This is a genomic window from Streptomyces lienomycini, assembly GCF_027947595.1.
GTDB classification, from domain to species: Bacteria; Actinomycetota; Actinomycetes; order Streptomycetales; family Streptomycetaceae; genus Streptomyces; species Streptomyces lienomycini.
In genome coordinates, this window is sequence record NZ_CP116257.1 from 3,274,210 (window position 1) to 3,288,961 (window position 14,752).

The following is a 14,752-nucleotide window of genomic DNA, read 5'->3' on the forward strand; positions in this document are numbered from 1 at the left end:
TTATGAGCCGCCCGATGGGGTGTCAACCCTTCCGGCCGTTCCACGTGTTCGTGACTCGGCTGTGACCTTCGGATATCGAAAGGTTTTCGACCCAAACCCATTGACGTGACATGCCCTGACTGCGCTAACGTCCCGGCAACCGAGTTGAAACCTTTCACGACGCCGTGAGGGCCGTCCCGCCCGGCGTCGTCGAGGAGCCCCCAATGACCCACCCGTCCGACACGGGTACGGCCCCGGTTCTGGCGCTCAGGGACGTCTCCAAGTCCTTCGGCGCGGTCCGTGCGCTGCGGGACGTCTCCCTGGAGCTGTTCCCCGGCGAGGTGCACGCCCTCGCCGGAGAGAACGGCGCCGGAAAGTCGACCCTCATCAAGACGCTGGCCGGAGTGCACCGGCCGGACGCCGGCCAGGTGCTGCTCGACGGCACGCCGGTCGTGTTCCACGGCCCCGGCGACGCCCGCGACGCCGGCATCGCCGTGATCTACCAGGAGCCCACCCTCTTTCCCGACCTCTCGATCGCCGAGAACATCTTCATGGGCCGCCAGCCGCGCCGCGCCCTCGGCCGCATCGACCACAGGGCGACCCGCGCCGCCACCGCCGAACTGATGCTGCGCCTCGGGGTCGAACTCGACCCCGACCGGCCCGCGCGCGGCCTGTCCATCGCGGACCAGCAGATCGTGGAGATCGCCAAGGCGCTCTCCTTCGACGCCCGCGTCCTCATCATGGACGAGCCGACCGCCGCCCTCACCGGCAGCGAGGTGGCCCGGCTCTTCGGCGTGGTGCGCACCCTGCGCGAACAGGGCGCCGCGGTGCTGTTCATCTCCCACCGCCTGGAGGAGATCTTCCGGATCTGCGAGCGGGTCACCACCCTGCGCGACGGTGCCTGGATCGCCAGCGAGCCTCTGGAGGGCATGGCCGAGGACGACCTGGTGCGCCGCATGGTCGGCCGCGACCTCGACGAGCTGTACCCCAAGCAGGAGGTCACCCCGGGCGAGAAGGCCCTCAGCGTGCGCAGGCTGACCCGCGAGGGCGTCTTCACCGACGTCTCCTTCGAGGTGCGGCGCGGCGAGATCGTAGCCCTCGCCGGACTCGTCGGCGCCGGACGCACCGAGGTCGCCCGCGCCGTCTTCGGCGTCGACCGCTGGGATGCCGGGGAGGTCGAGGTCGACGGGAAGCCGCTCGTCAACGGCGCCCCCTCCACCGCGATGGCCGCCGGCCTCGCCCTCGTCCCGGAGGACCGCCGCGCCCAGGGCCTGGTGATGGACATGTCCATCGAGCGCAACATCGGCCTCACCGGCCTGCGCACGACCGTGCGGGCCGGCCTCGTGGACCGGGGCGCCGAACGCAGCCGCTCCCTCGACTGGGCGGTCAAGCTCCAGGTCAAGTACGCCCGCATCGCCGACACCGTCGCCACCCTCTCCGGCGGCAACCAGCAGAAGGTCGTCCTCGCCAAGTGGCTGGCCACCGGCCCCAAGGTGCTGATCGTCGACGAGCCCACCCGCGGCATCGACGTCGGCACCAAGGCCGAGGTGCACCGGCTTCTCTCGCAGCTGGCCGCCGACGGCGTGGCCGTCCTGATGATCTCCTCCGACCTGCCCGAGGTCCTCGGCATGGCCGACCGCGTCCTGGTGATGCACGAGGGCCGGCTGACCGCCGAGATATCCCGCACCGACGCCACCGAGGAGACCGTGATGGCCGCAGCCACGGGGAGGGCCGCCGCATGACGGTCACCGCACCCGACCAGGCCCCCGTGGCCGACGTGCCCAAGGCCGGTGCCACCCGCCTGGTGGACCGCATCTTCAAGATGCGCGAACTCGCCATCCTGCTCGTCTTCCTGGTGATGATCGCCGTCACCCAGGCCGGCAACAGCGAGTTCCTGTCCGAGCAGGGCATCAAGGACCTGCTGCTGAACGCCACCATCCTCGTCCTGGTCGCCACCGGGCAGTCCCTGGTCGTCATCACCCGCAACGTCGACCTGTCCGTCGGCTCCACCCTCGGCATCAGCGCCTTCGCCGCCGGCACCTACCTCCAGGGCGGCGGCAACCCGGTCGTGGCCGTGCTGCTCGCCGTGCTGACGGGCGTCGGATTCGGCCTGCTCAACGGTGCGCTGGTCAGCCTCGGCCAGGTGCCCGCCCTGGTCGTCACCCTCGGCACCCTCTACATCATCCGCGGCATCGACTCCATCTGGGTCGGCTCCCGGCAGATCACCGCGGCCGACCTGCCCGGCGGCTTCGTCGACTTCGGCTCCGGCGGCATCTCCGCCGTGCCGTGGCTGGCCATGATCGCCCTCGCGGTGCTCGTCGCCACGGCGTACTACCTCAAGCAGTTCGGCAGCGGACGCGAGCTGTACGCCCTCGGCTCCAACCCGGAGGCCGCCCGGCTGGCCGGCATCCCGGTCCGCAAGCGGATCCTGGCCGCCTACACGTTCTGCGGTGCCCTCGCCGGACTCGCCGGCGCCCTCTACCTCGCCCGGTTCGGCAACGTCGACTCCGGCACCGGCAACGGCTACGAACTGACCGTCGTCAGCGCCGTGGTGGTCGGCGGCGTCGTCTTCACCGGCGGCTCCGGCAGCGTGTACGGCGCGGCGCTCGGCGCGCTGCTGCTGACCTCCATCAACAGCGTGCTGCCCGCCCTCGGCGTCAGCTCGGTGTGGGTGCTGGCCATCAACGGCATCCTGCTCATCCTCGCCATCGCCGTCGACCGGATCGTCGCGCTGCGCGTGGCCAACGCCCTGAAGAAGAGGAACGCCCGCCATGGCTGACAGCTCCCTCGCGCGCGCCGTCCGCTGGGACACGGTCGTCGGCGCTCTCCTCGTGGTCGTGCTGCTGCTCTCCTTCGGCTTCGTCGACGGGTTCGGCAACGCCCTCAACCTGTCCTTCCTCATCGGCAACACCCTGCCGATCGCGCTCATCGCCCTGCCGATGACGCTGCTGGTCGTCTCCGGCGAGATCGACCTGTCGGTCGCCTCCACCGCGGGCCTGTCCGGCGCGGTGATGGGCGCCCTGTGGAACCAGGGCATGACCATCGAGGCGATCATCCCGATCTGCCTGCTGCTCGGCGTGGTCTGCGGTCTGGTCAACGGCCTCCTGGTCACCCGGCTCGGACTGCCCTCCCTCGCCGTCACCATCGGCACCATGGCCGCCTACCGGGGCATCGCGCAGATCGTGCTCGGCTCCGACGCGGTGACCGACTTCCCCGCGCAGTACCTGGACTTCGCGGCCGGACGCATCGGCGACACCTTCCTCCCGTACGCGTTCCTGCCGTTCCTGGTGCTGCTGGCCATCGCCGTCGTCGCCCTGCACGCCACGCCGATGGGTCGGTCGCTGTTCGCCATCGGGGCCAGCGAGGAGGCCGCCCGCTTCGCCGGCATCCGGGTCAAGCGGCAGAAGCTGGTCCTGTTCACGCTGACCGGGCTGATGTCGTCCCTCACCGGCGTCTTCTGGGCCCTGCACTACGCCAGCGCCCGCTACGACAACGCCACCGGCCTCGAACTCTCCGTCGTCGCCGCCGTACTCCTGGGCGGCATCGACTTCGACGGCGGCAAGGGCACCCTCGGCGGCGCGATCGCCGGTGTGTTCCTGCTCGGCGCGCTGCAGAACGTCATGAGCCTGAAGGACGTCTCCGCGCAGTCGCAGATCGTCGTCACCGGCGTCCTGCTCGTCCTGTCCGTGCTCGGCCCCCGGGTCGCACGGCAGATCTCCCTCGCGAGAGCCGGACGCAGGGCGGTATCGGCGCCCCCGTCCAAGGCCCCCGCGCCGACCCCGTAACCCTGTCACCGGCTCCGTCCACCCTCAGAAGGAACCCACCATGCGCAAGTCGTCCATCCGCCGCACCTGCGCGGCGCTCGCCGCCGTCACCTCCCTCGCCCTGGCCGCCACCGCCTGCGGCGGCACCACGAAGGAGGACGTCAAGGACGAGGGCGGCAAGGCCGCCACGGCGGGCAAGGCCGACCCGAACGCCGAGACGAAGAAGGGGCTGACCGTCGGCTTCCTGCCCAAGCAGGTCAACAACCCCTACTTCACCGTCGCCGACAAGGGCGGCGAGAAGGCCCTCAAGGAGCTGGGTTCCAGCTACAAGGAGGTCGGCACCTCCAGCGGCACCGACACCGCCGGCCAGGTCTCCTACGTCAACACACTCACCCAGCAGCAGGTCGACGCCATCGCCGTCTCCGCGCAGGACCCGGGCGCGCTGTGCACCGCGCTCAAGCAGGCCATGAAGAACGACATCAAGGTCGTCACCTACGACTCGGACGCCAACCCCGACTGCCGCAACGCCTTCATCTCCCAGGCGTCCGCCGACGACATCGGCCGCACCCAGGTGCAGCAGATGGCCGAGCAGATCGGCAACAAGGGCGAGATCGCGATCCTGTCCGCCGCGCAGACCGCGACGAACCAGAACGCCTGGATCGAGATCATGAAGGACGAGCTGAAGGATCCGAAGTACAAGGACATCAAGCTGGTCAAGGTCGCCTACGGCGACGACGACGCCCAGAAGTCCTTCCAGCAGACCCAGGGCCTCCTCCAGGAACACCCGAACCTGAAGGGGATCATCTCCCCGACCACCGTCGGCATCAAGGCCGCCGCCCAGTACCTGTCCGGCTCCAAGTACAAGGGCAAGGTCAAGCTGACCGGCCTCGGCACGCCCAACGACATGCGCAACTACGTCAAGAACGGCACCGTCGAGGCGTTCGAGCTGTGGGACCCGGCCAAGCTCGGCGAACTGGCCGCCCGCACCGCCGTCGCCCTGTCCTCCGGCCAGATCACCGGCAAGGAGGGCGAGACCTTCAAGGCCGGCGCGCTGGGCGAGTACACCATCGGCAAGGACGGCGTGATCAACCTCGGCAAGCCGACCGTCTTCAACGCCGGCAACATCGACCAGTTCGACTTCTAGTCCCCGTCTCGGGACTCTCGTACGGGAGCGGTACTTCATGCAGCGCGTCTGTTTCCTGCTCAAGGTCCGCCAGGACCGCATCGCGGAGTACCGCGAACGCCATGCCGCCGTGTGGCCGGAGATGTGCGAGGCGCTCTCCGCCACCGGCTGGCACAACTACTCGCTCTTCCTGCGCGACGACGGCCTGCTCGTCGGCTACCTGGAGACCGAGGACTTCGCCGCCGCCCAGGCCGGCATGGAGGCCACCGAGGTCAACGGCCGCTGGCAGGCGGAGATGGGCCCCCTGTTCGAGTCCCTCGACGGGGCCCGCCCCGACGAGGCGATGAAGCCCCTCACCGAGGTGTTCCACCTCGCCTGACCGGGTGCCGGTCGGGGCGGCCCGGTACTGTGTGAAGGTCCTGCGGCCGCCCCCCCCCACATCCACCCGACCTCGGAGGTCCCTGCCCGATGGCCCATTCCGTGGGTATCAAGGATGTCGCCCGCGCCGCCGGAGTTTCCGTGGGCACGGTCTCCAACGTCATCAACCGCCCCGACACCGTCGCCACCGAGACACGCGCGCGCGTGCTGTCCGCGATCGAGCGGCTGGGCTACGTCCGCAGCGAGTCCGCGCGCCAGCTGCGCGCGGGCCGCAGCCGGATCATGGGGCTGCTCGTCCTCGACATGGGCAACCCCTTCTTCGTCGACCTCGCGCGCGGCGCCGAGCGCGCCGCACGCCAGGCCGGACTCGGCGTGATGGTCTGCAACAGCGCCCAGAACCCGGGCGAGGAGGCCGAGTACCTGTCGCTCTTCGCCGAGCAGCGGGTGCGCGGCGTCCTGCTCACCCCCGCCGACGCCACCGGCCGCAACATCGAGGGCTTCCGGCGCCACCACATCCCCTTCGTGCTGGTCGACCGGGTCGCCGAGGGGACCACCGAGTGCTCGGTCTCCGTCGACGACGTCGCGGGCGGCGCGCTGGCCGTGCGCCACCTCGTGGACGCCGGGCACCGCTCCCTCGCCTACGTCAGCGGACCGCCCGGCCTCAACCAGGTCCGCGACCGGCGCACCGGTGCCCTCGCCGCGCTCGCCGAGGCCGGACTCGGCCCCGAAGCGCTGCGTGAACTGCCCACCGAACGGCTCGACGTCGCCGCCGGCCGGGACGCCGGCGCCCGCCTCCTCGGCCTCGCCGACCGGCCGACCGCCGTCTTCTGCGCCAACGACCTGCTCGCCCTCGGCGTCCTCCAGGCCATGTACGCCGCCGGGGTCGGCGTCCCCGACGACCTCGCGATCGTCGGCTACGACGACATCGAGTTCGCCGCCGCCGCGGCCGTCCCGCTCACCTCCGTGCGCCAGCCCGCCGTCACCATGGGCGCCATGGCCGCCGAGCTGCTCCTGGAGGAGACCGAACTCGAGGGCACCGACCGCACCCACCCGCACCGTCGGGTCGTGCTCCAGCCGGAACTGGTGGTGCGGCGCTCCAGCCTCGCCGCACGCTGACCGACCACTCAGCAGAGCATCCGGCACGCTTGCCCGATCCCGGGGGTCGGCGGCCTCGGGACGGTGTGCTGAACTGGGACACGGCCGAAAGCGTCGGCCGTGTCCCCTCCGTCCGCCAGATCTGCGCCGCCACCTTCGCACCGTCAGGTCCGTCCGCCCCCGGGAGCCCCGTTGAGCGTCAGCTACCGCCAGCCAGGCGTCGTCCTCACCGACCGCCGTTTCACCGTGCCCCTCGACCACGCCGACCCCGCCGGGGAGACGATCGAGCTGTTCGCCCGCGAGGTCGTCGCGAGCGACAAGGCGGGCCAGGACCTTCCGTGGCTGGTCTACCTCCAGGGCGGCCCCGGCTTCGGGGCGAACCGTTTCATCGGCCGTCCCGCCTGGCTCGGCCGCGCCCTGAAGGAGTACCGCGTCCTGCTCCTGGACCAGCGCGGCACCGGCGCCTCCACCCCGGCCAACCGCCAGACGCTCCCGCTGCGCGGCGGCCCCGCCGAGCAGGCCGACTACCTCACCCACTTCCGTGCCGACGCCATCGTCCGCGACTGCGAGGCCATCCGCCCCCAGGTCACCGGCGGCGCCCCCTGGGCCGTCCTCGGCCAGAGCTTCGGCGGCTTCTGCACCGTCGCCTACCTGTCGCTGGCCCCCGAGGGCCTGAGCACCGCCCTGATCACCGGCGGCCTGCCCTCCCTCGACGCCCACGCAGACGACGTCTACCGGGCCGCCTTCCCCCGCATCGAGCGCAAGGTGGCCGCGCACTACGCCCGCTACCCGCAGGACGTCGAGCGTGCCCGCCGCATCGCCGACCACCTCCTCACCCACGACGTGGTCCTGCCGAACGGCTACCGGCTCACCGTGGAGGCCTTCCAGTCCCTCGGCATCCTCCTGGGCGGCAGCGAGGGCAGCCACCGCCTGCACTTCCTCCTGGAGGACGCCTTCGTCCCCGCCCCCGGCGGACCCGAGCTGTCCGACTCCTTCCAGGAGCAGGTCCAGGGCCAGCTGTCGTACGCCGGCCACCCCCTCTACGCCCTCGTCCACGAGGCCATCTACGGCCAGGACGCGCGCCCCACCGCCTGGTCCGCCGAGCGGGTCCGCGCCGAGTTCCCCCGCTTCGACGCCGCCAAGGCCCTCGCGGGCGACGAGCCGCTGCTCTTCACCGGCGAGTCCGTCCACCCCTGGATGTTCGACTCCGACCCGGCGCTGCGCCCGCTGCGCGAAACGGCCGAAGCGCTCGCCGCCCGCACCGACTGGACGCCGCTGTACGACCCCGCCCGCCTCGCCGCCAACGAGGTGCCCGCCGCCGCGGCCGTCTACCACGACGACATGTACGTCGACACCGCCCACGCCCTCGCCACCGCCCGCACGGTCCGGGGCCTGCGCACCTGGGTGACCGACGAGTTCGAGCACGACGGCGTACGGGCCGGCGGCCCCCGCGTCCTGGACCGGCTGCTCGCCCTCGCCCGCGACGAGGCGTAGGGGCGAAGGCCGACGGGCCGCGCCCGAATTCCGGGTGGGCGGCGGGCGGCACGGGTTAGTGTGCGGGCATGACGGAGCCGACGCCCGCACAACTGGAGCCCATGCCCGGCGACTGGCGCCGCGCCCTCGCCGTCGTCGCCCACCCGGACGACCTGGAGTACGGCTGCTCGGCGGCGATCGCGGCCTGGACCGACGAGGGGCGCGAGGTCGCCTACGTGCTCGCGACCAGGGGCGAGGCCGGCATCGACACGCTGCCGCCCGCCGAGTGCGCCCCGCTGCGCGAGCGCGAGCAGCGGGCGAGCGCCGCCGTCGTCGGGGTGAGCGAGGTGGAGTTCCTCGACCACCGGGACGGTGTCGTCGAGTACGGCACCGCGCTGCGCCGCGACATCGCCGCCGCGATCCGCCGCCACCGGCCCGAACTGGTCATCACCATGAACCACCGGGACACCTGGGGCGGCGTCGCCTGGAACACCCCGGACCACGTCGCCGTCGGCCGCGCCACGCTCGACGCGGCGGCCGACGCGGGCAACCGGTGGATCTTCCCGGAGCTGACCGAGCGGGGCCTGGAACCCTGGGACGGCGTGCGCTGGGTCGCGGTCGCCGGTTCCTCCTCGCCCACCCATGCCGTGGACGCCGCCCCGGGGCTCGAGCGCGCCGTGCGCTCGCTGCTCGAACACCGCACGTACATCGAGGTGCTGACCGACGAGGACCCGGAGACGTACGTGCGCGGATTCCTCACCGGCTTCGCCCGGGCGGCGGGGGAGCGGTTCGGCGGGAAGCCCGCGGTGACCTTCGAAGTCTTCGGACGGTAGCGCCGTGACGGGGGAGCGGGGCGTGCGGGGGGAGAGCGGCATGCGGGGGGAGCGGCACACGTCCGCGGAGCGGGACGTGCCGGGCCGGGAGCGGCTGGCGGAGCGGTTCGAGGAGCACCGGGGACAGCTCCAGGCGGTGGCCTACCGCATGCTCGGCTCACTGGCCGAGGCGGAGGACGCCGTGCAGGAGGCCTGGCTGCGGCTCGACCGCTCCGGCGCGGACGGCGTCGACAACCTCGGCGCCTGGCTGACCACCGTGACCGGCCGGATCTGCCTGGACCACCTGCGCTCACGCACCGCACGCCGCGAGCAGCCGATGACCGAGGGCTTCGACTCCTTCGTGCCCGACCCCGTACTGCGCGCGCTGCCGCCGACCGACCCGGAGCAGGAGGCCCTGCACACCGACTCGGTGGGCATCGCCCTGCTGGTCGTCCTCGAAACCCTGGAGCCCGCCGAGCGGCTGGCGTTCGTCCTGCACGACATGTTCGCCGTGCCCTTCGACGCCATCGCACCGGTCGTCGAGCGCAGCCCGGCCGCCACCCGGCAACTCGCCGCCCGGGCGCGGCGCCGGGTGCGCGACGCCACCCCCGCCACCGAACCGGACCTCGGCCGGCAGCGCCGGGTGGTCGAGGCGTTCCTGGCCGCGAGCCGCGCCGGCGACTTCGAGGCCCTGGTGTCCGTCCTCCACCCGGACGTGGTCCTGAGGGCCGACGCCGGTGCACTGGCCGAGGGCATCGCCGCGTCGAAGGTGGTACGCGGGGCGCGGAAGGTCGCCACCGGGGCGTTCCACTTCCGCCACCTCGCCGGGCTCGCCCGCGTCGTCCTGGTCAACGGGGCGGTCGGCACCGTCGCCGTGTCCGAGGGACGCCCGCGGTCGGTCACCTGCGTCACCGTCGCCGACGGGCTCGTCACGGGCCTGTACATCCTCTCCGACCCGGAGCGGCTGGCCCGGCTGGACCTGTCCGCGCTGGACGCCTGACCGGGGGCGCGGAGCCGCCCGTGGACGTCTGCGCCGACGCGTTCCGGCGGCCCGTATCCTCGACGACATGCGAGAACACACGGCGGACCGGACGGAGCCCCCGGCCCGGGCGGAACTGCGCGGCGACTGCGGGAGCTGCTTCGGGCTGTGCTGCGCGGCCCTGCCGTTCGCCCGCTCGGCGGACTTCGCGATCGACAAGGACGCCGGCACCCCCTGCCCGAACCTGCGCACCGACCACCGCTGCGGCATCCACGCGACGCTCCGGGACCGGGGCTTCACCGGCTGCACCGTCTACGACTGCTTCGGCGCCGGGCAGCGGGTCTCGCAGGTCACCTTCGGCGGCCAGGACTGGCGCACCGGCCCGCCGGAGCAGGCCCGCCGGATGTTCGACGTGTTCCCGGTCGTCCGCCAACTCCACGAACTCCTCCGGTACCTGACCGAGGCCGTGACCCTGCCCGCCGCCCGTCCGCTCCACGCCGACCTGCGCCGCGCCCTCGCCGACACCGAGCGCCTCGCCGCAGGGACGCCCGAGGAACTGGCCGCCCTCGACGTGCCCGCCCACCGGCAGCGGGCCAACGTGCTTCTGCTGCGCACCAGCGAACTGGTCCGCGCCGGCGCCCGCGGCCGCAGGAAGAACCGCCGCAACGCCGACCTGATGGGCGCCCGGCTGCGGGGCGCCGACCTGGCCGGCGCCGATCTGCGCGGGGCCCTCCTCATCGCCGCCGACCTCACCGGCGCGGACCTGCGGGGCGCCGACCTGATCGGCGCGGACCTGCGCGACGCCGACCTGACGGACGCGGACCTGACGGGCGCCCTCTTCCTGACCCAGCCGCAGGTCAACGCGGCCCGGGGCGGCGAGGGCACCGGGCTGCCGGACTCAGTCACCCGCCCGGTGCACTGGGCAGCGGGGCTCTGACGCGGGCTCCCCGGCCGCCTCCGGCCCGGGCGCGCGGTCCGGCGTGGACACGGTCCGCCGGTCCAGGCGCAGCCGCAGCCCGTCCGGCATCAGCGTCAGCCGCTCGGTCACCCGCAGCCGGTAGGCCGGGTCGGAGCGCAGTTCGTAGCGGCGCAGCAGCAGCCCGAGGACCAGCGTCGCCTCGTGCAGCGCGAACTGCCGCCCGATGCACGCCCGTGCGCCCGTCCCGAACGGCTTGAAGGTGTGCGGGGCACGCGACCGTACGGCCTTCGCCTCGAAGCGGTCCGGGTCGAAGCGCTCCGCGTCCGGCCCCCACACCTCGGGATCGCGGTGCAGCATGCCCGCGAGCACCAGCGCCCAGGCGCCGCGCCGCATCGGATGCCTGCCGCCGAGCACCGTGTCCTCGCGTGCCTCCCGCGAGAAGCCGGGCGCCGTCGGCCACAGCCGCAGCGACTCGTCCAGTACCCGGCGCACGTAGCGCAGCTTGGCCACCTGGTCGTAACCGGGTGCCTCGGCGTCGCCCCAGACGGCGTCCACCTCGGCACGGGCACGGGCGGCGATCTCGGGGTGCCGGGCCAGGTAGTGCAGCGCGAAGGAGAGCGCGCCCGAGGTGGTCTCGTGACCGGCTATCAGGAAGGTGATGACCTGGCGGCGGACGTTCTCCGGGGACAGCCGCTCACCGGTCAGCGGGTGCGCCGTCTCCAGCATCCGGTCCAGCAGGTCGCCGTCGCCGCCCGCGCCGCCGGTCCGGCCGTCCGCCCGGCGTTCGCGGACGAGTTCGTCGACGGTGCGGTTGAGGTACGCGATGTCGGCGGCGTTGCGCCGGGTCGCCCCGCGCAGCAGCCAGGGGGCGAGGGGCGCGGGCACCGTGTTCAGGCGCTGGGCGTAGCCGAGTGTGCCCACCATCGCGGTGACGAAGGGGTGGGGGCGGGAGCGTTCGAAGGAGCCGAAGTCGTGCCCGAACCCGGTGCGCGCGATGGTCTCCAGCGTCAGCTTGGTCATGTCGCCGGGCACGTCCACCGGTCGGCCCGACGCCTCGGCCCGGTCCCAGTGGTCGGTGAGCCGGGCGGCCACGTCCAGCATCATCACGTGGTACCCGGCCATGGCCTCGCGGCTGAAACCGGGCGCGAGCACGTCGTGCGCGAGCTGCCAGTTGGGCTCGTGGTTGTACGCGGTGAACAGCCCGTCCCTGGCGACCGGCCGCAGATTGGCCACTCCCAGGCCCACGTGCTTGGCGAACCGCGTCTCGTCCGCCAGTTCGGCGGCGAGGGAGGCGCCCCACACGAAGACGAACTCCTTGCCGAAGGCCCGGCGCCGGAAGATCGGGCCCAGTTGCCGCGCGTACCGCAGCGAGTCCTGCATCGGGGTGCGTGTGCTCGCCCCCACCACATCGCCGACCAGCGGGAGCCGGTGCGGCGGGTGCGGTATGCGGTGCAGTTCGGGCCAGTCCAGCTCGGCACTGCGAAAGCCCTTCCGCAGTCCGTCCCGGGTCGTTTCCCTCGCGGTCGGGGCCATGACGCGATCTCCCTTGGCGCAGCGGTGTGTTGCACGGGTCGGGGCAAGCGTGTTGTACATGGATTCAATAGCGCGCCCAGTCTCGTCCCGTTGTTGAACCGGCGTCAAGTAAGGTGCGGGCATGGTCGCGAACCAGGGCGAGCGGACCCGCCGCCGGCTCAGTACGGGGGAGCGCCGGGAGCAGTTGCTGTCGGTGGGCGCGCGACTGTTCTCGGAGAGCCCCTACGACGAGGTCCGCATCGAGCGGGTCGCCGAGATCGCCGGGGTCTCCCGCGGGCTCCTGTACCACTACTTCCCGAACAAACGGGACTTCTTCGCCGCGGTCGTCGAGCGCGAGAGCGAGCGCATGCTGCGGCTGACGGCGGCCGTGCCCGGCGTCCCGGTCCGCGAGCAGCTCACCACGGGCCTCGACGCCTATCTGGAGCACGTCCGCGCCCACGCGCACGGCTACCGCGCCTTCCAGCGCGCCGACGCGACCGGCGACCGGGCCGTGCGGCGGATCTACCGTCGGGCGCTCGCCGCGCAGGAACGGCAGATCCTCGCGGCCCTGGCCGCCGACCCGGAGTTCGGCCCGGCCTTCGGGGAGCGCGGGGACGTGCGGCTCGCGGTGCGCGGCTGGCTGGCGTTCACCACCGCGGTCTGCCTGGAGTGGCTGCGTGATCCGGAACCGGCCCGGGAGCAGGTGCGCGATCTGTGCGCGCGGGCGCTGCTGGGCGCCATCGCGCGCTGAGAACGCGCCGCCGGACCCCGCGTCGTGGTTGGCGGGACCCCCGATCTCCGATAGGTTAGGTGAGCCTTACCTAATGACCCTTTGCCCCATGGGATGAACTGTGAACGGAGGTCGGGATGGGAGACAGCCACGCCTGGACGGCCGCACCCGCCGCGGCGGAGCAGGCCCGCTCCGTACTCGCCGCCGCCTGGTCCTGCGCGGTGACCGCGGAGGGCGGTCGCGAGGAGTTCGTCGGCGCGCACACCGTGGCCGACGACGGCCGGGTGCTCCTGCACGTGCCCGAGGACAGCGCCCTGCTCACGGCGGCCGTCTGCGCGCCCCGCGGGGAGCCGACCGCCGTGCTGGAGTTCGCCGACGTGGCACCCGTCCCGGTGCGGGGCCGGATCAGGGCCCGGCTCTGGATCGCGGGCTGGTTCGCCGTGGCGGACGGGCACCTGGCCTTCCGGCCCACCCGCGTGGTGCTGCGGCGGCCGTCCGGTGCCGTGGTGGTCGACGTCGACGAGTTCACCGCCGCCGAGCCCGACCCGCTGGCCCTGGCCGAGGCCCGGCTGCTGACCCACCTCGCCGACTGCCACGGCGACGCCGTACAGCGGCTGACGCGGCTCGTCGACCCGGACAGCCTGCACGGCGCGGTGCGGGTGCGGCCGCTCGCGGTCGACCGGCACGGGCTGACCCTGCGCGTCGAGCGCACCCGCGGCCACGGCGACGTACGCCTGCCCTTCCACGCGCCCGCCGACGACGTCGCGCAACTCACGGAGCGGGTCCACGTGCTCCTCACCCAGGCGAGCGCCGCCTCCTGCCCGCGGTCCCTGCAGCGGCAGCGCACGGACGGCGACGGCTGAGCCCCGCCCCTCCCGGTCCCCGCCCCTCCCGGTCCCCGCCCCTACCAGTCCCCGTCCCGCACGGGCTTGCCAGGGGTGTCCCCGAGGGGGTTGATCTGCGGGGGCGCGGGTGCCTGCCACGGTTCGTGGTCGTCCCCGATCCAGTCCCCGACCGGCTTGACGTCCCGGAGCGGTTCGGCGGGCGCGAGATCGTGGGCGTCCTGGTCGTAGTAGTCGTACCAGGGCAGACCGGCGCGGGTGTAGGCGGCCCGGTCCACCGGGGACGGCGGCGGCGCCTCGCCGGTGATGCGGCGCCACTCGGGCGGCGTCACCAGGTGCACGAAGACCCGGCCGGACGGCCGCTCGGCCCAGTCCGTCAACGGCCGCGCGTCGCGGTACACCTCCTGGCGCATGGTCCCCCCGACGCCCAGGCCCATGGCGGGCGCGGACCGGGGCCGGGCCGCGCCCGCGTAACCCGGTGCCGCGCCCGGGGCGGCCGGGGCCGCCGCCGGCGCAGGGGCCCCGAGAGCGCCGAAGGCCCCGCCCGAACGGGCCGCCCTGCGCCGCACTTCGGCGCGGCGCCGCTCCTCCTCGCGCCAGCGGGCCAGCTCCGTGTCGTTGAGGGTGAACGCCTGCAGCTGGACGCCGCCCCACACCTCCTCGCCGGTGACCTGACCCTCGACGGTCGCCCCCATGCCCAGCGGCACCGCCACGAACTGGCGGACCGTGCCCGTCCCGGAGTTGATGCCGTCCAGCCAGGGCTGGCGGGGCAGGACCAGGTAGTTCTGCGGATCCCCGGACAGCCGGTCGCTCCAGGGCCTGCCCGAGACCGCGCACACCTTGCCCGCCCCGACCTGGAGCGCGGCGGGCTCCTTCGTACCGGCGAAACTCAGCCACATGGCCTCCCGCAGGTACACCGGCAGCATCACGCCACCGCGCGCCCGCCACGCCTCGGGCACGGTGTCCGCGTAGTCGGCGACCCGGCGGACCGGGAACTCGCCGAGTCCGGGAGGCAGCGGATGCGTGCCCGTCTCGGGCAGCCGCAGGGTGCGGACGAAACGCACCGCCGCACCGCCCGGCAGCACCAGCCGGTTCCCGTCGATCCGCACACCGGTGTCGGTCATCCGAACGCCCCCTCCATCGCCG

The 14,752-nt window shown here is 73.2% G+C and carries 14 protein-coding genes; 12 read left to right on the forward strand and 2 right to left on the reverse strand.

Going from position 1 to position 14,752, the window contains the following annotated elements; genetic code table 11:
* Positions 1–203: 203 nt before the first annotated feature.
* From BJ961_RS14730 to BJ961_RS14775, 10 genes are all read left to right on the forward strand, one after another.
* Entirely contained in the window at positions 204–1,721 is a 1,518-nt protein-coding gene (locus BJ961_RS14730; protein ID WP_271413271.1) for a sugar ABC transporter ATP-binding protein, read from the forward strand.
* Positions 1,718–2,758: an ABC transporter permease gene (locus BJ961_RS14735; protein ID WP_271413272.1), complete on the forward strand. Its 1,041-nt coding sequence runs from the start codon at positions 1,718–1,720 to the stop codon at positions 2,756–2,758. Before BJ961_RS14730 ends, BJ961_RS14735 begins: the two co-directional genes overlap by 4 nt.
* On the forward strand, positions 2,751–3,764 hold the full coding sequence (locus BJ961_RS14740; RefSeq protein WP_271413273.1) for an ABC transporter permease: 1,014 nt from the start codon (positions 2,751–2,753) through the stop codon (positions 3,762–3,764). Before BJ961_RS14735 ends, BJ961_RS14740 begins: the two co-directional genes overlap by 8 nt.
* A gap of 40 nt (positions 3,765–3,804) precedes the next feature.
* Complete coding sequence (gene rhaS, locus BJ961_RS14745) at positions 3,805–4,887, forward strand: rhamnose ABC transporter substrate-binding protein (RefSeq protein WP_271413274.1); 1,083 nt, start codon at positions 3,805–3,807, stop codon at positions 4,885–4,887.
* A 37-nt stretch (positions 4,888–4,924) separates the two neighbouring features.
* Complete coding sequence (locus BJ961_RS14750; protein WP_271413275.1) at positions 4,925–5,245, forward strand: L-rhamnose mutarotase; 321 nt, start codon at positions 4,925–4,927, stop codon at positions 5,243–5,245.
* A gap of 89 nt (positions 5,246–5,334) precedes the next feature.
* Positions 5,335–6,360 carry a LacI family DNA-binding transcriptional regulator gene (locus BJ961_RS14755; protein WP_271413276.1) on the forward strand — a complete coding sequence of 342 codons (1,026 nt, stop codon included), beginning with the start codon at positions 5,335–5,337 and terminating at the stop codon, positions 6,358–6,360.
* Positions 6,361–6,531: 171 nt separating this feature from the next.
* Complete coding sequence (locus BJ961_RS14760) at positions 6,532–7,833, forward strand: alpha/beta fold hydrolase (RefSeq protein ID WP_271413277.1); 1,302 nt, start codon at positions 6,532–6,534, stop codon at positions 7,831–7,833.
* 68 nt (positions 7,834–7,901) lie between these two features.
* Positions 7,902–8,645, forward strand: coding sequence for a PIG-L deacetylase family protein (locus BJ961_RS14765; protein WP_271413278.1), 744 nt, complete (start codon positions 7,902–7,904; stop codon positions 8,643–8,645).
* 40 nt (positions 8,646–8,685) lie between these two features.
* Positions 8,686–9,624, forward strand: a complete 939-nt coding sequence (gene sigJ, locus BJ961_RS14770) for an RNA polymerase sigma factor SigJ (protein ID WP_271417051.1) — start codon at positions 8,686–8,688, stop codon at positions 9,622–9,624.
* Between the two features lie 67 nt (positions 9,625–9,691).
* Complete coding sequence (locus tag BJ961_RS14775; protein WP_271413279.1) at positions 9,692–10,540, forward strand: pentapeptide repeat-containing protein; 849 nt, start codon at positions 9,692–9,694, stop codon at positions 10,538–10,540.
* On the opposite strand, the gene BJ961_RS14780 is transcribed toward BJ961_RS14775, so the two are convergent.
* Positions 10,502–12,055 (reverse strand): cytochrome P450, encoded by a 1,554-nt coding sequence (locus tag BJ961_RS14780; RefSeq protein WP_271413280.1) that lies wholly within the window; start codon positions 12,053–12,055, stop codon positions 10,502–10,504. The genes BJ961_RS14775 and BJ961_RS14780 overlap by 39 nt on opposite strands.
* Before the next feature lie 121 nt (positions 12,056–12,176).
* Between BJ961_RS14780 and BJ961_RS14785 the strand changes: the two genes are divergently transcribed.
* Together BJ961_RS14785 and BJ961_RS14790 are read left to right on the forward strand one after the other, a co-directional pair.
* Positions 12,177–12,785 (forward strand): TetR/AcrR family transcriptional regulator, encoded by a 609-nt coding sequence (locus BJ961_RS14785; protein WP_271413281.1) that lies wholly within the window; start codon positions 12,177–12,179, stop codon positions 12,783–12,785.
* 116 nt (positions 12,786–12,901) lie between these two features.
* Positions 12,902–13,627, forward strand: coding sequence for a DUF2470 domain-containing protein (locus BJ961_RS14790; RefSeq protein WP_271413282.1), 726 nt, complete (start codon positions 12,902–12,904; stop codon positions 13,625–13,627).
* A 41-nt stretch (positions 13,628–13,668) separates the two neighbouring features.
* On the opposite strand, the gene BJ961_RS14795 is transcribed toward BJ961_RS14790, so the two are convergent.
* A complete protein-coding gene (locus tag BJ961_RS14795; protein WP_271413283.1) occupies positions 13,669–14,730 on the reverse strand; it encodes a hypothetical protein in 1,062 nt (353 codons plus the stop codon).
* Positions 14,731–14,752: the final 22 nt, after the last annotated feature.